The 18,729-nt window shown below is 40.4% G+C and carries 18 protein-coding genes, 1 tRNA gene and 1 pseudogene (1 of these 20 cut by a window edge); 10 read left to right on the forward strand and 10 right to left on the reverse strand.

The genetic code is table 11. The features are described from left to right. Positions 1-290: 290 nt before the first annotated feature. The gene (locus I8748_RS24470; RefSeq protein WP_198127136.1) at positions 291-533 is read left to right on the forward strand and encodes a hypothetical protein; all 243 of its coding nucleotides are present in this window, start codon (positions 291-293) and stop codon (positions 531-533) included. Between the two features lie 377 nt (positions 534-910). Here I8748_RS24470 and I8748_RS24475 read toward each other — a convergent pair whose 3' ends face one another. Both I8748_RS24475 and I8748_RS24480 read right to left on the reverse strand, forming a co-directional pair. Then, the gene (locus I8748_RS24475) at positions 911-1,582 is read right to left on the reverse strand and encodes a nitroreductase family protein (RefSeq protein WP_198127137.1); all 672 of its coding nucleotides are present in this window, start codon (positions 1,580-1,582) and stop codon (positions 911-913) included. A gap of 78 nt (positions 1,583-1,660) precedes the next feature. Then, positions 1,661-2,644, reverse strand: a complete 984-nt coding sequence (locus I8748_RS24480) for a GntR family transcriptional regulator (protein ID WP_198127138.1) — start codon at positions 2,642-2,644, stop codon at positions 1,661-1,663. A gap of 210 nt (positions 2,645-2,854) precedes the next feature. Between I8748_RS24480 and I8748_RS24485 the strand changes: the two genes are divergently transcribed. Further along, on the forward strand, positions 2,855-3,595 hold the full coding sequence (locus tag I8748_RS24485) for a dienelactone hydrolase family protein (RefSeq protein WP_198127139.1): 741 nt from the start codon (positions 2,855-2,857) through the stop codon (positions 3,593-3,595). Between the two features lie 97 nt (positions 3,596-3,692). Beyond that, entirely contained in the window at positions 3,693-4,595 is a 903-nt protein-coding gene (locus I8748_RS24490) for a S1 RNA-binding domain-containing protein (RefSeq protein WP_198127140.1), read from the forward strand. 60 nt (positions 4,596-4,655) lie between these two features. Here the strand turns inward: I8748_RS24490 and I8748_RS24495 are convergent, their stop codons facing one another. Beyond that, complete coding sequence (locus I8748_RS24495; protein WP_198127141.1) at positions 4,656-5,147, reverse strand: hypothetical protein; 492 nt, start codon at positions 5,145-5,147, stop codon at positions 4,656-4,658. A 184-nt stretch (positions 5,148-5,331) separates the two neighbouring features. On the opposite strand from I8748_RS24495, the gene I8748_RS24500 reads away from it, so the two are divergent. After that, positions 5,332-5,544, forward strand: coding sequence for a helix-turn-helix domain-containing protein (locus I8748_RS24500; RefSeq protein ID WP_096558493.1), 213 nt, complete (start codon positions 5,332-5,334; stop codon positions 5,542-5,544). 33 nt (positions 5,545-5,577) lie between these two features. Here I8748_RS24500 and I8748_RS24505 read toward each other — a convergent pair whose 3' ends face one another. The 3 genes from I8748_RS24505 to I8748_RS24515 all read right to left on the reverse strand — a co-directional run bounded on the left by I8748_RS24505 (position 5,578) and on the right by I8748_RS24515 (position 7,233). Then, positions 5,578-6,036: a type II toxin-antitoxin system VapC family toxin gene (locus I8748_RS24505; protein WP_198127142.1), complete on the reverse strand. Its 459-nt coding sequence runs from the start codon at positions 6,034-6,036 to the stop codon at positions 5,578-5,580. Continuing rightward, positions 6,033-6,302 carry a hypothetical protein gene (locus I8748_RS24510; protein WP_198127143.1) on the reverse strand — a complete coding sequence of 90 codons (270 nt, stop codon included), beginning with the start codon at positions 6,300-6,302 and terminating at the stop codon, positions 6,033-6,035. The genes I8748_RS24505 and I8748_RS24510 overlap by 4 nt, the downstream gene beginning before the upstream one ends. 550 nt (positions 6,303-6,852) lie before the next feature. Next, the gene (locus tag I8748_RS24515; protein ID WP_198127144.1) at positions 6,853-7,233 is read right to left on the reverse strand and encodes a hypothetical protein; all 381 of its coding nucleotides are present in this window, start codon (positions 7,231-7,233) and stop codon (positions 6,853-6,855) included. A gap of 118 nt (positions 7,234-7,351) precedes the next feature. Here I8748_RS24515 and I8748_RS24520 point away from each other — a divergent pair, with 118 nt between their 5' ends. The 4 genes from I8748_RS24520 (at position 7,352) to I8748_RS24535 (ending at position 12,043) form a co-directional block, all read left to right on the forward strand. Continuing rightward, positions 7,352-7,561: a ribbon-helix-helix domain-containing protein gene (locus I8748_RS24520; RefSeq protein ID WP_096558497.1), complete on the forward strand. Its 210-nt coding sequence runs from the start codon at positions 7,352-7,354 to the stop codon at positions 7,559-7,561. 298 nt (positions 7,562-7,859) lie between these two features. Continuing rightward, positions 7,860-9,419, forward strand: coding sequence for an ATP-binding protein (locus tag I8748_RS24525; protein WP_198127145.1), 1,560 nt, complete (start codon positions 7,860-7,862; stop codon positions 9,417-9,419). Next, positions 9,395-11,542, forward strand: coding sequence for a hypothetical protein (locus I8748_RS24530; RefSeq protein ID WP_198127146.1), 2,148 nt, complete (start codon positions 9,395-9,397; stop codon positions 11,540-11,542). The genes I8748_RS24525 and I8748_RS24530 overlap by 25 nt, the downstream gene beginning before the upstream one ends. A gap of 198 nt (positions 11,543-11,740) precedes the next feature. After that, positions 11,741-12,043 carry a hypothetical protein gene (locus I8748_RS24535; RefSeq protein WP_198127147.1) on the forward strand — a complete coding sequence of 101 codons (303 nt, stop codon included), beginning with the start codon at positions 11,741-11,743 and terminating at the stop codon, positions 12,041-12,043. A gap of 62 nt (positions 12,044-12,105) precedes the next feature. Here the strand turns inward: I8748_RS24535 and I8748_RS24540 are convergent, their stop codons facing one another. Beyond that, on the reverse strand, positions 12,106-13,194 hold the full coding sequence (locus I8748_RS24540) for a DNA cytosine methyltransferase (RefSeq protein WP_198127148.1): 1,089 nt from the start codon (positions 13,192-13,194) through the stop codon (positions 12,106-12,108). Positions 13,195-13,522: 328 nt separating this feature from the next. On the opposite strand from I8748_RS24540, the gene I8748_RS24545 reads away from it, so the two are divergent. Further along, positions 13,523-14,935, forward strand: a complete 1,413-nt coding sequence (locus tag I8748_RS24545) for an RNA-guided endonuclease InsQ/TnpB family protein (RefSeq protein WP_198127149.1) — start codon at positions 13,523-13,525, stop codon at positions 14,933-14,935. A 90-nt stretch (positions 14,936-15,025) separates the two neighbouring features. Here I8748_RS24545 and I8748_RS24550 read toward each other — a convergent pair. Then, positions 15,026-15,110: transfer RNA gene (locus tag I8748_RS24550), tRNA-Ser, on the reverse strand. Positions 15,111-15,187: 77 nt separating this feature from the next. Continuing rightward, positions 15,188-16,117, reverse strand: a complete 930-nt coding sequence (locus tag I8748_RS24555) for a TIGR04168 family protein (RefSeq protein WP_225896534.1) — start codon at positions 16,115-16,117, stop codon at positions 15,188-15,190. A 335-nt stretch (positions 16,118-16,452) separates the two neighbouring features. Between I8748_RS24555 and nadA the strand changes: the two genes are divergently transcribed. Next, positions 16,453-17,427 (forward strand): quinolinate synthase NadA, encoded by a 975-nt coding sequence (gene nadA, locus I8748_RS24560; protein ID WP_198127151.1) that lies wholly within the window; start codon positions 16,453-16,455, stop codon positions 17,425-17,427. A gap of 138 nt (positions 17,428-17,565) precedes the next feature. Here nadA and I8748_RS24565 read toward each other — a convergent pair. Further along, positions 17,566-18,729: pseudogene (locus I8748_RS24565) on the reverse strand (IS4 family transposase); it runs 157 nt beyond the window's last position.

Below are 18,729 nucleotides of genomic sequence, written 5' to 3' on the forward strand. Positions count from 1 at the left end.
AGGTCGATAGGCTTTGAAACCCCCATTCCCTTGTAGGGAACTCGCGACCCCCATGAAATTCGGGCTAAACCCGAATTTCATGGGGATTAGGGTCAGGGGGGCTAGGGGGGTTAGGTTTTTAAAGCTTTGATGTTAATAACAATACTTCTCAGACATCCTCTTAAATGGCGTAGATATAACGACTCTATATATACGCCAAATTGCTTGATATATTAGCGTCATTGGTTTAAATCGTCTACATTATTACAACTGTAAATCCCATTGAAAAACCCTGCTTACTGTGTTGAAATATGAATGCTCACAAGATAGAAGTTGTTTTAACTGAAGATGGAACTCTGACGCTACAGGGTTTACCCTTTCATGCTGGGGATGCTGTGGAAGTGATTATTCTGGAAACTAAAACTTCACAGCAACAAGCCCAAAATTTACCCCAATCAGGTACAAATCATTATCCTTTGCACAACACACAGCCATACCGTTATGAAGACCCCACAGAACCCGTCGCTTTAGAGGCCTGGGAAGTTTTGCAATAATTGTACTTGACACTCATATTTGGGTTTGGTGGGTACAAAACGATTTACGATTGACCCAATAACGACAAGAGGTTTGCGGTGCGTTATGCTGGCGCGATAGCGCACCCTACCAGACTCAAAGCTTTTGTGATAATGGTTTTTTTGGCGTTGCTGATCAATAGTATGAATTTTGTTTCGCGCAAAGGCGCAAAGGCGCGAAGAGTCTACCTTTAATTTTAGTGAAAAATCTCAATTCATACTCAAATTCAGCAACGCCGTTTTTTTTGACTTGTGTGTACACCGTAGCTGTGGGGGAGAAAAATGGAAGCGGGGTCTTTTGGACTTGTGGAACTCACCTTAAATCTTAGTAGCGAGTAAGGAAGAGGAATTTTCATCCTTTAACTTAATTTGAGAGGTTTGCTGTAGCTTTCATTAAAACAGACCTTTTCAATAGGGAAGCGTCCGCCATACCCTTTAAAGGGTTCTTTAGCATAGCCCAGTGCTAGTAGACAGCAAATATCCACTTCATCAGGAATTTGGAAGGCTTCTTTAACTTGAGTACTAACAAATCCTTCCATTGGGCAGCTATCAATACCAAAGCTTTTCGCCACAATCATCATGTATCCTACCGCTAACATGGCGTGGCGGTTTGTCCAAGCTTCTATTGTGTCAAAACTGGGATGATTGACAAAGAATTCGGGAATGCTGGAACGGAGATAATTGGCGTAACTATCAGTCATAGTTACTACATCTTCCCCTAGATGGATGACAGATATAATATTTTCCATTTTGGTTGCACAACGATCGCTACAACAAATCAGGACAACTGGGGCTTCGCCTACTTGGCGTTGGTTAAAAGCACAAGCTTGGAGTTTGTCTTTATTTTCTTGCTCCCTAACAACAATAAATCGCCAAGGCTGGAGGTTAAAGCCTGATGGTGCTTGGATTCCTAATTCGAGTATTTCTTGTAAAATCGCTTCGGGAATGCGATCGCTACTGAAAGATCTAGCAGCACGACGTTGCTTGATTGCTTCCACCAGACCAATATAAGGATGCATTTCTACAACCATAATTTTATAAATTTTATTAAATGTGTCTTTCTATGCCATTCTCCCCCTATCTATCTATTTCTTCCTTCTACCTTTGGGTTAACTCAAACCCAGTTCTCGTTTCAACAAGTTAATCGAGTTAGCGCCGATGTAATTGTCAACTTTAATTAACTTGGGTGGACGAATAATATCTTCCATAGAAGCTTGCACTGCTGCTTGCACAGCCGGGAAACTAGCTTGATCGCTGACAATTACCTCAGCTCGTTTCACGATCGCTTGCAGTTTGTAAGTATCCTTTGGTTGACAAGTCATTACCAGCAGTTCATCCCCGCGTAAACCGTGGAGGATCACTTCGGCGCCGCGGGCTATTCCAGAACTCAAGCTAACTATCCCTACACAATTTTCTTTGGGTAGAGTTTTTAACAAATTGAGTTCTTTACTGTAGTCATAGATATCTAAAGGAATTACACGTACAGCTTTGGGGGCTGCGATCGCTTCCACATCATTAATGAAATAGCGACTTGTCACCACCGTAGCAGAGCTAGTTTTATCTAGCACAGCGGCTAATTCTTCCATTGCTACCAACTGTACGGGGATTTTCAAAGCCTGTTCTAATTCATATACCATCAATTCTCCAGCACCCATGTCCTCAGATGGAACTGGCACCAGCACTTGAGCGCTACAACGCAAGCGCCAGTCAATTTCCGCTAAAAATAGCTCCCTGGCTTGATTGAGCGAACATCCTTTACCAAGTAATTCATCAAGTGCTTGCTGGACAATTTTATAGGCATCAGGATATTCTTTGAGGATTGGTGATTGCAGCTTGCTACCACCTTCATGACCTTGGGCGCGGACATAAATTCCTGAACCAGCCAGACTTTCTACAAATCCATCATCTTCCAACTGACGGTAAACTTTGCTAATGGTATTACGGTGTAACCCAGTTTGCATTGCCAATGCCCGTGTACTGGGCAATTTATAGCCTGGTGGATATTGCCGAGAAGCGATGGCAAACCGTATTTGATTAAACAGCTGGGCTGATGCGGGAATTTCGCTGTCTGGCTGAATACGGAATTGAATCATTACCAATCCTCCTAAATACTAGTAGCGGCAAGTTACCACCTGGATTTGCTACATGTTTAATATTTTATTTACACATGAATTTTTTATCAGGGAAATTACTAATGCATTCACTTTGGTTATTGATAATTTGATTGGAAAAAGTCTAGACATACTGGCATAGTTATATCAAATATTTACATAGCTAATCACACAGCACTGGTAAAAATTATTATGACAGAGCAGGCAATAGATAGCACAACGGTTCAACTTTCCCAAGATGGTTTACAAGTGGATGCTTACCTAGCACAGCCAAAATCACCTGGAACATACCCAGGAATCGTAGTTTTACAAGAGATTTTTGGCGTTAACGTTCACATTCGAGAAGTTACAGAACGGATTGCCAAACTTGGGTATGTAGCGATCGCACCTGCACTGTTTCAACGTCAAGCCCCTGGTTTTGAAACTGGTTACACCGCAGAAGATATTGAAACAGGCAGAGGCTATGCGATGCAAACACAAGCATCACAATTATTGAGCGATATTCAATCAGCAATTGACTACCTCAAAACTCTCCCCCAAGTGAAAAAAGATAACTTTGGCTGTATTGGCTTTTGTTTTGGCGGTCATGTAGCATATCTTGCCGCTACTTTACCAGATATCAAAGCTACTGCTTCCTTTTACGGTGCTGGAATTACCACCCGTACCTTTGGAGGTGGCGCTGCTACCGTTAGCCGTACTCCAGAAATTAAAGGTACAGTGTATGCATTTTTTGGTACTGAAGATGCCAGTATTCCTATTGAACAGGTAGACAAAATTGAAGCAGAGTTAGAAAAATACAACATTCCTCATCGTGTGTTTCGCTACGATGGAGCTGACCACGGATTTTTCTGTGACCATCGCGCGAGTTATAATCCTCAAGCGGCAGCCGATGCTTGGGAGCAGGTAAAGCAACTTTTTGGTCAACTGAACTAAAAATCTGTGCAGCAGTCAGTGGTCAGTGGTCAGTGGTCAGTAGCAACTAACAAATGACAACTGACAACTGACAAATCACAATTTATCTTTAATTGTCATGAACTCCGAATCGAAACTTTCTCAAACAGCCAATTCGTCTTTTACAATGGACGATTTTGCCAAAGCACTAGAAAAACACGACTACCAATTTCAAAAGGGTCAGGTTGTACATGGTAAAGTGTTCCAACTTGACCATGATGGCGCTTATGTTGATATTGGTGGCAAATCGTCGGCTTTTCTCCCCCGCGATGAGGCTTCTTTGAGAACAGTCACCGATTTATCGGAAGTACTACCATTGCAAGAGCAATTAGAGTTTTTGATTATCCGAGAGCAAGATGCCGAAGGTCAAGTAACTCTTTCACGCAAGCAATTAGAAATTCAGCACATCTGGGAACGACTCGCGCAAATGCAGGAAAATTCCCAGACTGTGCAAGTACGAGTTACCGGTGTGAATAAAGGTGGTGTCACTGTCGATTTGAATTCATTGCGGGGGTTTATTCCGCGATCGCACTTGGCAGAGCGTGATAACTTAGAAGCACTCAAAGGTCAGACTCTCACTGTTGGCTTTTTAGAAATTAACCGCAACACTAACAAACTCATACTTTCCCAACGGTTAGCGACTCGTTCTAGTAACTTCAACTTGTTAGAAATAGGTCAGTTGGTGGAAGGTAAAGTCACAGGTATCAAACCTTTTGGCGTATTTGTCGATTTAGATGGTATCAGTGCCTTATTGCACATCAAACAAGTCAGCCAAAAATTCATTGATTCTCTAGAAAAAGTCTTTCAAGTCGGTCAAACTATTAAAGCTGTAATTATCGACTTGGATGAAGGTAAAGGTCGAGTTGCGATTTCTACCAGAGTTTTGGAAAACTTCCCTGGCGAAGTCCTAGAAAATCTCGACGAAGTAATGACTTCAGCTGAAGCGCGTGCCAATCGAGCTAGCAACAAAGCTGCTGAATAACTTTTAAGTCTTCTTTGTGCCTTTGTGTCTTCGTGGTGAAAAAATCAAACCACAAAGACACTAAGACACCAAGTCAAAGGATTTTTCTTGTTGATAGCTATTTCGGAGTTGCTGTAAAGTATCTTCATGAAAAGCAAAATTAATTAACTCAATTAATTCACGCCAACTATACAATACAGACTCAGAATTAGCTTGCCAAAATTCCTGAATAAAAAAGTCTGCCCACCATTTGGGTGCTTGTTTTCTGTAATCACCTTCGTGTTGCTTGCGCCAGCGCTTACGCCATTTGATAAAGTCGCTTTCAGTTGGTAGTTGCACTCCCACAATTGGGGGAAAACTGGCGTAGCTGACAAACTTGCTCACACCTTTAGCGTGGACATAAACTACATATCGCCAGCATTCCACTGTATATATATCTTCAAAATTAATTTGGAACATCAAGCAAACTGCTTCTTCCGTAACAAATCGTGCAAGTCGGTGAGGCGTTAACGATTTGTGAACAATTTTTGATTCGCGGATGACAAGCCTTTTTGCCTTGAGTGATGATACCATAAAAATGCCTGTGAATTGGGTAGATTTCTGGCCTGTGAGTCGATACGGGTAAGAACGCTATCCGTTTTACGGGATACGTATTGTAAGTAACGCGATCGCTTTTCAGTTTCCTAGGCCGGAAGGCGATCGTTTTATATAATACATGATATTTAACGATAGAATTCAATCGCTTGTCAATAGACTAATGGGGCTAATTAAGCTAAGAATTCGAGAATTTGCTGAAGAGAAGGGTTGGACACTCAAAGATGTGGCTGACCGTTCTGGGGTAGCCTATAGTTCAGTGAGGGCTTATGCACGAGCGCCAGGACTAGCAATGGTAGACTTTACATCAATTTTGAAAATGGCCCGTGCTTTGGATGTGATGATTGAAGACTTGGTGGAAGTAGTAGAAGAGTAGTTGAGGTTTGCACAAGTTGGGGAGCGATCGCTGTTATCTTGAATGCAACGGTGGAACCTCAAAATCATTGAACGAAGAAACATTATAAGACGAATTGGTTACTGCTCTCACCAGTTTGGCATCAAGAGTCAGTAAGATAGCACCAACCTGCTGTGAAAGCGCAACATAAGAAGCATCGTAAGCGGAAATACCAAAATTCAAAGCTATAGTAACTGCATCCGCCATCAAATCAGCCGTTGAGACAACACGCAAAGGAAAGCTTTTCAGAGTTGCTAAATCTGTCTGTACTTCACCAGCAGTGTACATCCTAGCCCGGACATACTTCCATAAAACGTTGGCACACTCAATGTAAAAAAGGTCTGGTACAAAAATTTCAGTCTGTGGATTGGCAAAATGGGTAAAGAGTTGATTAACTTTAGCAGTTAGTGGGTCAGCGATAAAATACTTGATGCACGCACTAGTATCTATCACACATCGGAGATGGGTTGTCATCTGTTGCGATCTTCTCGAATCAGTTCAGTACTATCAGGTAATCCAAAGTCTGCTGGATTCAAGCGACGACGGCGACTACTTTCTTCTAAAAGTTTGAGGACATTTTTCCGTTTTTCTTCTTCTGTTTCCTGTGTTTTGGGCTTTTGCAAAGCATTCTGCAATATTGTAATCACTTGAGCATCAATTGAACTGTTTTCAGCTTCAGCTAACTGTTGCAGCTGTTGGTATAACTCATCAGGTATATTTAGCGCATGAAGGGTAGCCATTGATTGACCTCCCAAAAGATTTATTGGTAATGCTAGCACGAGGGCAGTGAGGACAGAGCTTATACCAATTCATTATTAGTCCGCGCAGGTAAACGCGCGTTTGTTTTCGATTTGGCACTTAATCCCCAGTCCCCTTTAGTTTTTGTATGCACATATCTCATATCAAGTCTGCTGAATTACCCGTAATAAAACTACCCCACCCGCCCTGTCGGGCACCCTTCCCTTAGTAAGGGAAGGGTTGGAGAGGAGTAACGCAAGAATTATGGGCAATTTGCCGGACATCATATCAATTGCATAATTATCTGACGTGAGTTCGATGAACCTCTCCCCAACCCCTCTCCGACGCGGAGAGGGGCTTTGAAATTCTTGATAGAGAACGGGTTTTGAAGCCTCTCTCCTTTCAGGGGAGAGGTTTGGAGAGGGGTCTTTTAAATCTGTTGAACTCACGTTTATCTGTGTTTGCGTAGCGTCTCCGTCAGCAGAAAGACGTTGACTGATGACTGTTATCGGTCATCAGTTATCAGTCATCAGTCAACACATGCAAAACAGCCTATTGATTTAATACCTCAATGGTTTGTTGAATCAACTGTCTAGTCTTGTGGAGATTTAGCAGCCTAGTTTGGTCGTAACGTTCTGGGAGTGGAAGTAACTTACCTTCTAGCGTAGCCCGAATCAGCGCGGCTTGTTCATCAGTAGGTTCTCCCAGTTCATTCAGGATTGTCCCCAGCGCTTCAAAACTTCTCAAACTCAGATTCTTTAAACCTCTTTTATTAGCTTTGAACTGCTGAATAGCTAGCACAGGAAAAGCCAATAACGGAGTAATCCAGCTTGTTTTATACCCTGGATTCCCTACTGGCTTGACTTTGTAGCGTACAGCCAAATCTTTCAATTCTTTAAGGGTTTTGCTTTCAAGTTCAGGACGTGTCAACATAGTAATGCCTAATTTTCTAATTGGGTTTGGCAGCTATACCAACTTGCGAGGCTCGGCTAGCTGCCATTTAACTATCGCCTAAAGTCTTGCGATAAAAATTATTTTAGAATAAATTTTTATGCCTAATTACGAAGAAAAACCTTATTTAAAAAAACATCAATTTAAAACCGATAGGGAAGAACCATTAACTGCAAAAATAACTCTCAGACTTCCCCCTTCCATGCTGGAAAAATTAAAAACTCTAGATAATTACCCAGAGTTTATTAGGCAAGCAATTTCGGATGCACTAAATAAGCTTGAAAATTCCAAGGATGTTACAGAAGACTGATAATATTTTGTAATTAATAGAAAGGTTATTGGCTTTGGTTAAAGCTTTTAGTCTTGGATATTATGTGGAAGTGAAGGGTAGCGATCGCTTGACTTATACTATTTCCAAAAATATTTGCAATACATGAATCGCCTCTTTGGGGCGTACAGTTGTACGCCCCTACTCATGTATCTGTATCAGGTATTTCGTGAAATGGTATTACCAGCATAATTTTTAGGGAGGGAAGAGGGGCGATCACTATTTAATATTTCACTTAAATGCTACAATAATTATTTATTGTAGTTTTTTTTTTGAAACTATGGGCGAAAAAATTAAACAAGCCCTTTCCTTGACTGATGCTGTTCGGCTGGGAACAACTTCTTCCTCACCATTTTTAGGTTCACCAACCTTTGACGAAGTGCCTTTTCATGTACGTGAAGGACGAATGCCAGCTTTGGGAACTTACGTAGTTATCGAACGAGATAAAGATGAGATAGTTCATTATGGACGTATTATCGAGGGTACAGAGGATAACCCTCGTGCTAACCCTTCGACACTGCAACAGAATCAGGCATATCAGGTAGGTTCAGATAAAACCAGACCAGGCGATCGCTCTCCTCATGTCACCCGTGTGATGACTGTTGAAGTTTTGGGAGAAATACACCTTGATGTTAATGAGCGAATAATTATTAAAGAACCAAGTTTATTGGCACAAACAGGGCAAGGGGTGTATGAAATACCTGCTGAGAGAATACCCCAACTACTGAACACTCCAGACTCATCTGAACAAGGTTTTTATCTCGGTGAAATAGAATCTGGCGGGAAAAGTGTAGATTTTGTACTGCCAATGGAAGCCATAGCCCGACATTTGGCAGTTGTGGGAAAAACGGGTGTAGGTAAAAGTTATGCCACAGGGGTTTTAATAGAAGAATTAGTTAAGCATGGTATACCTGTTATTGCTTTTGATGTTTTGGGAGATGTGATTAATACTGCGGAAGATTTAGGAGGGCGTAATTTTCGAGCCGGGGTAAATTTTCGAGTTCCCTATTCAGTAATTGGACACAGTGAATTTTTAGGTTTCGTACCTAACTTGACATCTGACCAATTAGAACTCGTATCTATGGCTTATGATGCCGTATTTACTGAAGCATTTCAGAGCTTGGAGGCGCAAGGAAAAGTTAATATTCAAATTGACGAATTATTGAAAGAAATCGAAGGTGCTGGTAGTGAATTTGGACAAGCAGCAGTGGGAGGAAGAGCAGCACGCAAAGTTGCAACAGCATTTAAGCGTAATCCACTATTGACCACAGGAACAGAATCTTGGTTGGGGGAATTTGCTCAACAACCAATTACTAATGTTTTTGTTGGGCATTTGAGCCAACAGCAAAGAAATTTGATAGTTGGCGCATCAGTAAGATTATTGCAAGCATTGCGTAAGCGCGATCGTATTCCTCCCTTTGTCTTTGTACTGGATGAGGCACACTTTTTCTTACCAGCAGGAGGACAGATAACACCATCGACTCAAGTTATTCGAGAGATGATTCGTACTGCTCGACATGATGCAATTGGAGTCACCTTAATAACTCAAAGTCCTGCATCTATGGACAAGCAAGTTTTGTTAACTTGCAATACACGCTTGGTATTTGCTCTAGATCCAGATGATATGAAATTAGTATCTGGTACTTTAGGTGGTGTTTCCGATGAAATGATTTCTCGTATACCTAAATTACCAAAAGGTACAGCAATCATGTCATCAAGTATGGATATCATACGTCACCCAGCCCTGATACGTATTCGTAAACGCGAAACTCGTGAAGGTGCGCCAACACCCAACATTGCAGAGGAAGTCAAAAAATGGCGGCAGCAGAGGATATTTTAACTCAGAAAATTTTAGATTTATTACTAAAACAACCAGAAGGTTTAGAAGTTGAGGAAATAAGCAACTATTTGCAAGCAGAAGATAGTGATATTTCTCCAAGAGGTGTACGAAATATTTTAAACAAACTTGTAAAAGAAGAAAAACTAAAAAAAAATAAGAAGATTCAAAATGAAGGGCGGGGTAAACCTCCCTATATTTATTTTCACCCTAGTAAATTTCCTTATGATAGTGTCTTAGGTGCTATTCCTGAAATAAAAGATTATACTATCCAGACTAAATCAGATGTCGAAGAAGATGATCTAGAACCAGACGAGCGACAAAGCCAAGAACAAGGTCGTTCTGTATTGGAAAGAATAGCAGCTAGTCATTTACAAGAGGAAGCTTACGCCAGAGCAGTTATTGATACAGCCTATAATTTAGCACAGGAAAACCCTATTGACCTGTTAATCAAAATGACGCAGTGGGTAGTTAATGACATTAACCAAAAAGGAGAAGAAATTCAACAACTATTAGATAGAGAAGTCTTTGAAGAAGCCAAACGTAAAGCAGATCAACTAGATTATCAAATAGGATGGTCAAGGCGATATTTTCAATTATTCTGGCGACTAGATAGTAGTAAAGCTGGCATTAAAGGAACTTTAGATTTACCGCTTCGATTTACACAATTTAAAAGAGGTAAACGTGCTTTTTTAGATGAACCGGAAGCACGAAAAATCTTACATAAGAGAATTTTTGGTGACAAAATAATAGAATGCTGGAGTAAGAAAACCAAACCTGATAAGGGAGTAGCAGGAACTGATGCTTCTGTTGCAGACATTTTTTTAACTCAAAATCCTGGTAGTTTTATTCCTCGTCAACCTATTATTGTCACTACCTCTGCTTCTGCTTTAATAAGCAAAACAGATCAAGAGTACCAAGATTTTGATATTTCTCCTGATTACTTGCGAGAGTATGATGATTACCAAGCAGCAAGGAATGGTTTAGTATTAGCGCCTGCATTAATGAATTCTATAGGCACAGATAGATTTAAACATTCCCGTATGGCAGCAATGGAACTACGCCAATATGTAGCTGACTTTCGCATTGCTACGGGTGAAGCTAGGTGGCGACCATTAGGTGATGCTCCAGAATTAGGATACAAACCCAATCCTAGTTTAATTATCCGTGATGGTCGTGTATTTCCCTTGGTGCATCGCTTAGGAGATTACGAAGACGATACTTTATATGGGCAAATTGTACGTAATCAGATTCAAAAGTTTGTAAGTGTTATTCATAACACAATCTTTAGTCCTTTTGGCGAAATTGTATATAGTGGAGCAGTTAAAATACCTCAAATGTCATGGCTTGCTCCGTTAGTTTTTTGGTATCTATATAATAAAAAAGTTCAGGTTAATCGTAAAATTGTAGTTACATCTGAGGATGTTTACAAATCGCCTTTTGCAGATACTGCTGTTTCCCATCTTCTTTTTTTAGGTGTAGCTAAACATTTACAAAATTTCTCACCGGATATACTTTTTACTACTTGCAGAGTGCTACGGCGCTTTTCTGATATTGCACTGGTTGAAACTTCATTACCAGTAATTATTGAATCAGAAATGGGTCAGCCTAGATTATTACAAGAAAACAATCGTGAAGACTGGCAAGAATTTATTGAACAACATTTAGAAAATAAGCAAAAACAATATCAAGAACCTGTCCTTGATGAAACTGATTATGAACCTTTCCTTTACCTATGTACCAGAATAGGTGCTTTTATGTGTTACGCTGCTCCAACATCCGCTTATCAACCAATAGTTACTGACGATGGAGGAGCAGGACATTTTTTGATACCTCGGCTGGAAGTTGCTGTTGATTTGCACCACCAAGATTCCTATGAAAGAAATTTAGATAAAATGCTGTCGTGGCTTGCGAAGGGAAATTGGGAATTAGATTATGCTCATACGCAATCAGGTTTTAATTCAGGAGACGAGCAAAATAGCCTTCCTATTCTAGTTCCTAGCGTTACACTCATTGCTCATGAAGCTGCTACTTTTTCCAGTAGTAAGTTTCGTGAAGAAGTTCAGGATGAGATTAGAGACTTGATTGCAGAGTTGAAAAGACGCGTGACAAAAGGAAGCTGGTAGTGATTTAGGATGCTACTCAACTTGACATCTACACTAAAAAATACAATAATTATTTATTGTAGAGGTGTTTGTACCGTACCAAGTGCTTTTTGTGAGTAACTTGGCTACGGTCGATACATCATAGTAATGAAAAAGCCAGTCCCTTTAATTTTAAGTGGCTGGCTCTGAATTGTTTTGTTTTTTTGATCTTTAAGTATTATGACAAATAATTTGGAAAATGTCGATTTCACTCCCTCCGAAATCGCAATGAAGTTGAGTGAATTGGAGCAAAAACCAATCTCTAACCGACAAGTGAATCAGCTCTTGGAACAACTGGGCTTACAAAGAAAATTTAAGTCCAGTAAAGGGAAATGGAAATGGCAACTGACTCAAGTAGGTAAAAAATACGGTCGAGTGTATTCCGTGACAAATACTTTAAGGAATTGGAGTGGTAATCAAATTAAGTGGAGTGAAGAGGTAATTAGTTTGATTCAGCAAAACTGGTCTTGTTTAACTGCTTAATTTGATATTTAAGGACTAATCCCGTCTCTTTAAAAGACGGGATATTTTTACTTAAGCGACTATCAACTTTGAATAAGCCGATGTCTAAGTTCTTGGGCAATCGCTTTCGCTAATGGTGGCGGTACAGCATTACCAATCTGAACTTGCAAACACTTTCCATAGAAAACAAAATCATCAGGAAATCCTTGTAAAGCAGCTACTTCACGAGGTGTAAAAGCTCTATCTTGTTCAGGATGTATGAAACGTCCTTTTGAAGGATTTAAACAACCAGCAGTGATAGTGTTTGATGGACGGTTCCAAGCTGCTCGTCCATAAACATCGCTATGACCTTTATGAGAAAGGTGACATTTTAGCCAAAATTGTTTAGGGATATCTGTTCTGCTTCCGCCATTTTTGGGAACCATACTGATAAATTCTACTATTTTTTGTGTAGTTTTTGGAGCAATATGATTCGGATATTTTCCATCATGTTCCCCATTCTCTCCAGGTTTTAGCTGAGGATATTTATTATTACCAATAGCATCGTAAACTGTAAGCCAAGGGTATAAAGGCGTTTGAGATTTATCTATTTTTCCTGGTTCTCCATGAGTAGGTTGAGGAAATGGTGGTTCTTCTCCATTCCTACCAGCAATAACAATTATACGCTTTCGATGCTGCGGCACACCGTAATCTGCTACATCTACAAGCTTTTCATTTCTTTTATAACCTAATTCTTTAAGACCTAGACAAAGTTTTTCGTAAAAAATATGACCATATGGCTTAGTAATTAATCCTGGAACATTTTCAAAAACTGCAAATTTTGGCATAAATTCTTCAACAAAGTCTAAATATTTAATAACTAGATCATTATCTTGATGATTAATGCCTTTATTATTTTTTTGCATTCGAGAGAAGCCTTGACAAGGCGGGCATCCAACTAAAACATCTAACTGATTTCGTTGTAAATTTAATTCCTCTCTAAAAGTTTGAGGTTCCAGCTCTCTAATATTTATATTTTTGACTTTTACATCTAAATTTTTCTCATAAGTTTCAGCAGCATGTTTATTATTTTCTACTGCCCCCAAAATTTGAAATCCCTCTTGTTTAAAGCCTAAACCAGTACCGCCTGCACCAGAAAATAAGTCAACAACCGTTGTGGAAGTAATTATCATTATTAAACTAATTCTGCATGAATCTTAAGAAAGATATCTATATAGTTATTATAACTGAAATAATAATTAATAAATCTAATATTACATCTATTTTCATCTTGTCAATTTTCTGATCTCAATTATTTTTAATTTAACTTAAAAAATATTTATTGATTATCAGGTACTTTTTTATTAAGTATTTAACAAGTTCATAAACAGTCATTTGTCTTTTATTAGCTTCTTTCTCAAGTTTTTATCTTTCCAAATCATTTAACCTGATTCCTAAGTGTTTTTCTTTTGTCATAGTATTTCAAATGGAATACAATTGCAATAAATTCAATTTCACATAATGCTTCTGTCCTACGTATACAAACTGAAGCCATCAGCGAAACAAGCTGAAAAAATCGAGCGTTGGCTGCATCTGCTACGTCTGCAATACAACTTTCGAGTTCGGGAAAGGACAGAAGCCTATGAGCAGACCAAAGCACCTGTGATGGGTAACTATTGTATTATTCAAACCCAAGGTGAGTGCTGTCCACTCACTTGCTCAGTTAGCAAAGGTGCTTTGTATGGTAATCCTTGGAGTACCAAGGGTAAAAAACGTACTCCTCTGGCTCAACAAGATGCCAATTTGGTAGACCTGAAAAAAGAGCGACCTTGGTACAGTGAAATTTATTATCACGTCTTGCAACAAATGCTTAAGCAAGTTGATGCTGCTTTTGTGCGCTTTTTTAAAGGCTTGGGTAAATATCCAAAAATAAAACGAAGGGCTAAATTTCGCGCTTTTACTTACCCAGCAGGAGATGTGGGTTTTCAAGGTAACAAAGTCAGACTACCTGGTATTGGCTGGATGCGATTTTTTCAATCTCGACGGTTTCCGCCAGGTTTTAAAATTCGTTCTACCACCGTGCGAAAAAAAGCAGATGGCTTTTATATCTCTGTTCTCTTGCAAGATGATACAGTACCTAATCCTCCAGTACCCCAGCAAATAGAAACAGCGTTAGGTGTAGACTTAGGTATTAAAAAACTTGTATCTCTGAGCAATGGTGAAACTATTGCTAATCCTCGCTTTTACAAACTGATGGAACGCAAGCGATCGCGTCTTCATCGTGCTGCTAGCCGTCAAGCGTTAGGTTCGCATCGTCGTCAAAAAACTTATCACCGCATAGCTAAATTAGAACAAAAAGTTACTAATCAAAGAGAAGATTATCAATGGAAGATAGCTCATAACTTAGTTAAACAATTCGACCTGATTGTATTTGAAAATCTCAACATTCAGGGAATGATGGCACGCTGTAAATCTAAACAAGATGAAAATGGCAAGTATTTGCCCAATGGTCAGTCTGCAAAATCCAAGCTAAATCAAGCGATCACGGATGCTGCTTGGGGTTCTCTAAAACAGAAGGTCAAAGTATTGTCTGAAAGGACTGGCGTTCTGGTGCATGAAGTTAACCCAAAGTTTAGCTCTCAAGAATGCAGCGCGTGCGGATATGTCAGTCCCACAAACCGAGATCAAGAAAAGTTCATCTGCGAAAATTGCGCTCATCATGCTGATGCAGACGTTGATGCAGCAAAAGTTATCTTGAAGCGTGGTTTGGATGAACTTGGAATCAATCTAGATGCTGTATCGGGAGTCCCTCGAAAACAGGGTAAAACTACGCCCAAGGAGCCTGTTGCAACACAAGGAAAATCAGCTGCGTTGGCGGTTGAGCCTGGGAATCCTCAAAAACTGAGGTTTTTGAGTGAAGGGGAAATTGAGTAATCAATTCCTGGAAACTTCTAGCTTTAGCTATGTGGAAACCATCAATTGAAATCGGATGAAGCTCAACAACCTTAACAAGCTTTGAAAAAACGGAGAAGGGGAGATTCGAACTCCCGGACTCTTTCAAGTCTCTCGATTTCAAGTCGAGTGCAATCGACCACTCTGCCACCTCTCCAATAAACTGTCAAGCTACTGCACAGCCTACATTTGTAGATTAGCACTAAAGCTGACAGATATTACTATATCCTATCACTATGCAGGTTGCACTACTGAATGCGATCGCTCGTACAAAATTTCTTCTGACACCACCTGTAAGTCATTCCCCACCCACACTAAAGCAGCTTGCGTCACCACACCCGCCTCTAAAGTCACCAAGGAAAAGTTTCGTAGCTTCTGGCTGTCATTCTCTACAATCCTCGGCACACTGGCAGCATTCAAGTAAATTATCCCCTCTGGGCTTCTAAAGATTGCCTTTCGCAGTTCTTTTTTGGTGTGCCGTAGACTATGGTGCATATGACCAAATGTCACCAAAGGTATAGTTTTACCAGCGGTGAGGGTCTGAGAAATCGCCTCAGCAAAATCTGGATCGCCAAAGTCACCACCAATGGGATGCCAATCTTTACCGCAGGGGTCTTCTGGGCGATCGCCTAACCCACTCGGCCCATTATGACCGAGAAAAATAATCGTATCAGTAGCGGCACTTTTCACCGCAGCCGTAATTTTAGCCGCTGATTCTTCTGGACTGGTAACACCATATCGTTCTTTACAGATATCAGCAAATCTCCACTCCGAGCCACCCCAGGTAAAGGGACGACCCCCCACCACAGTTAAATTCCAATCTGGAAAATCTAACTTACCGTAACCAACATGGGCTGAACCCAATAAATCGAGTTGTTCCTGTACCCAATCCTCTTTAGAACGGTCGTAGGGACACTTTTTTCGCCCCCATTCGGTAGCTGTGTACCACGCATCATGGTTTCCCATAACTGCTGCTTTGGGAATGTCCAGGGAAGCGATCGCTTTCACCACTTCCACCGACTCATTACCAAAATCTCCGACAAACAGCACTAAGTCAACACCTAGATGCTTGAGTGCAATCCCATCTTCTACTTCCCATTGATCGTGAACATCTCCGACTACTGCAATTTTCAAGGTTATTGGTTGAGTTTTTTGACTGGTCATGCGACTTTCCTTGCCGTCTATCTCCAGCATAGGAAACTCAGCCGGATTTGAACACAATTAAGGAAACTCCCAAAAATAAATTATCAAGTTGTTGACTGATGACTGATGACTGTGAACAATTCCAATGGGATATTTTTTACTTGTCATCTCATGTCCGCCGAATCGCTTCTTAAAAAACTCTCCGCGTCCCCGCGTCCCCCCCATCCCCCCATCCCCCCATCACTCTTAATGCCTTGCACACCAATAATGGTCTGTCATCCCTCATCTATTTTTGGTAAAAACTACTATAATTAATCCACAAGACAAAAATCTGCAACTTCAAGCACCCCTTAACTGTGTTTACAACTGCACTTGTTCAACGAGATAAAACCCAACCGGGTGAGCTACCATTAGATTTGTTTGCTGCCATTGAAAGTCTTAAAAAAGAACTCAACGCGGTTATCCTGGCACATTACTATCAAGAGCCAGATATTCAGGATATCGCAGACTTTATTGGGGATTCATTACAACTAGCAAAAGCAGCAGAAAAGACCAATGCAGATGTGATCGTCTTTGCTGGTGTTCACTTCATGGCAGAAACAGCGAAGATACTCAATCCTGACAAATTAGTACTTTTACCAGATTTGAATGCTGGTTGTTCTTTAGCAGACAGTTGTCCAGGAGAGGCATTTGCAGCTTTCAAAGCACTGCATCCCGATCATTTGGTGGTTTCTTATATTAACTGCTCTGCCGAAATTAAGGCGATGAGCGATATTATCTGCACTAGTTCCAACGCTGTCAAGATTGTACAGCAGATACCAAAAGACCAGCCGATTATTTTTGCTCCTGATCGCAATTTGGGGCGGTATGTGATGGAACAGACTGGGCGAGATTTGGTGCTGTGGCAAGGTAGCTGTATTGTGCATGAAACCTTTTCGGAAAAGAAGATTGTGCAGCTAAAAATTGCCCACCCCCAAGCAGAAGCGATCGCGCACCCAGAATGTGAAAGTAGTATTTTGCGCCACGCCAGCTTTGTTGGCTCTACAGCAGCATTACTCAATTATTGCCAAAATAGTCCGACAAAGGAATTTATCGTTGCTACGGAGCCTGGTATTATTCACCAAATGCAAAAACTAGCTCCTGAAAAGCATTTTATACCCGCCCCACCGATGAATAATTGCAATTGCAACGAGTGTCCTTTTATGAGGTTAAACACTTTAGAGAAGCTTTACTTAGCGATGAAAAATCGTACTCCTGAAATTACTATGTCAGAGGATATTCGTGTTGCTGCCCTGCGTCCAATTCAGCGGATGCTAGAGATGAGTGTGTAGTTAGGTGAGATTTGTACAATTTTGTAGAGATGCGATCGCGTCTCTACAAATTGTATTTTACTTATACCAATTCTCAAAATCTTGGCAACACATGAATAATCTATCTGTAGGGGCGTACAGCTGTACATTGGTGTCAACTTAAGAAGATAAAGCCCAAATTTGTTGAGTGTGAGCGTCAATCTCTCGATGACGCTTACGCCTAGCTTTGACTAATCCAAAGAGCTTTTGATGTTCTATAAGATAAGGAACAGCATCAGTGGCATCACCACGGAGGAAAGCTTGAGAAAAATGGTATAAACTGCGAAACAGCATTTCTGTAGAAATTCGGTCTAAAGGTTGGTTAAGAGCGATCGCTACATCGATACATAATTGATTGAGAACCGCATAAAAAATCCAAGTGGCAAAAATTTGGATTTGGACACCATTACTATCACCCACCCAAATATAAGCTAGACCCAAAAGCCGTTTGGTGAGCAAAAAAGCATCTTCAACTTGCCAACGTCTGCGATATAATTCACGCTCCTTGCTGTGCTGATAACAATTGCGGGTCAACTACATTTGTTAGATAGTAATACCAAGTTGAACCCCATAACACAGAAACCAAACGTACTGAGCACTGACAAGGGTTAGAGCGATATTCTCCCATCTCAATAATTTCATCACGGTAAAATGGGACAGAGGTCAAACAACGAATGACCTTGTAAGAGGTTTTTTCTCGTAGTCTGGTCACAAAAAACTTATCAGCTTGGGTAAATGCATCGAACCAAGGAAATTTAAAAAATCCTAAATCAAAAATCAGTAAGCCACCAGTCAGTAAGCGTTGGAGTAATTGATTGCACCAAGTTTTATCATTGGCTTTGCTATTTGTTGTATACCAGGTTGCGACTGGGCGATGGCTAAATGCTTCTACCACCATTATAATTTTTCCCGCGAGTGTTTTTTCTTTTTCTTGTAGCGCTTTTAACTTCCTTCGCAATGCTTCTAAAGTTGAACCATCCGCAATCCAAATCGCTGGGAATCTACCACAGACTGCCTGCCAATTCTCTGGAATTGTTTGATTGTTGGGTTGATAATTAATTCTGACGATTACTTGTTCAAAAACCTGTGCAAATAATTCTATCGGTAATGTTCGCAATCTTTTTGACACTGCTATTGCACTTACTTCTATTTGTTCCACCCATAACAATCCCTCTTGTGACAAGACCCTAGTTACTTCTCTTAAGCCCGGAATCTGCCGATATACTAAACTCACCACGATCGCCATCATCATCGGCAGAGTTAATATTCTGTCGCGGAATTTTT

Origin of the sequence: Amazonocrinis nigriterrae CENA67 (assembly GCF_016056305.1) — a bacterium.
Classification (GTDB): Bacteria; Cyanobacteriota; Cyanobacteriia; order Cyanobacteriales; family Nostocaceae; genus Amazonocrinis; species Amazonocrinis nigriterrae.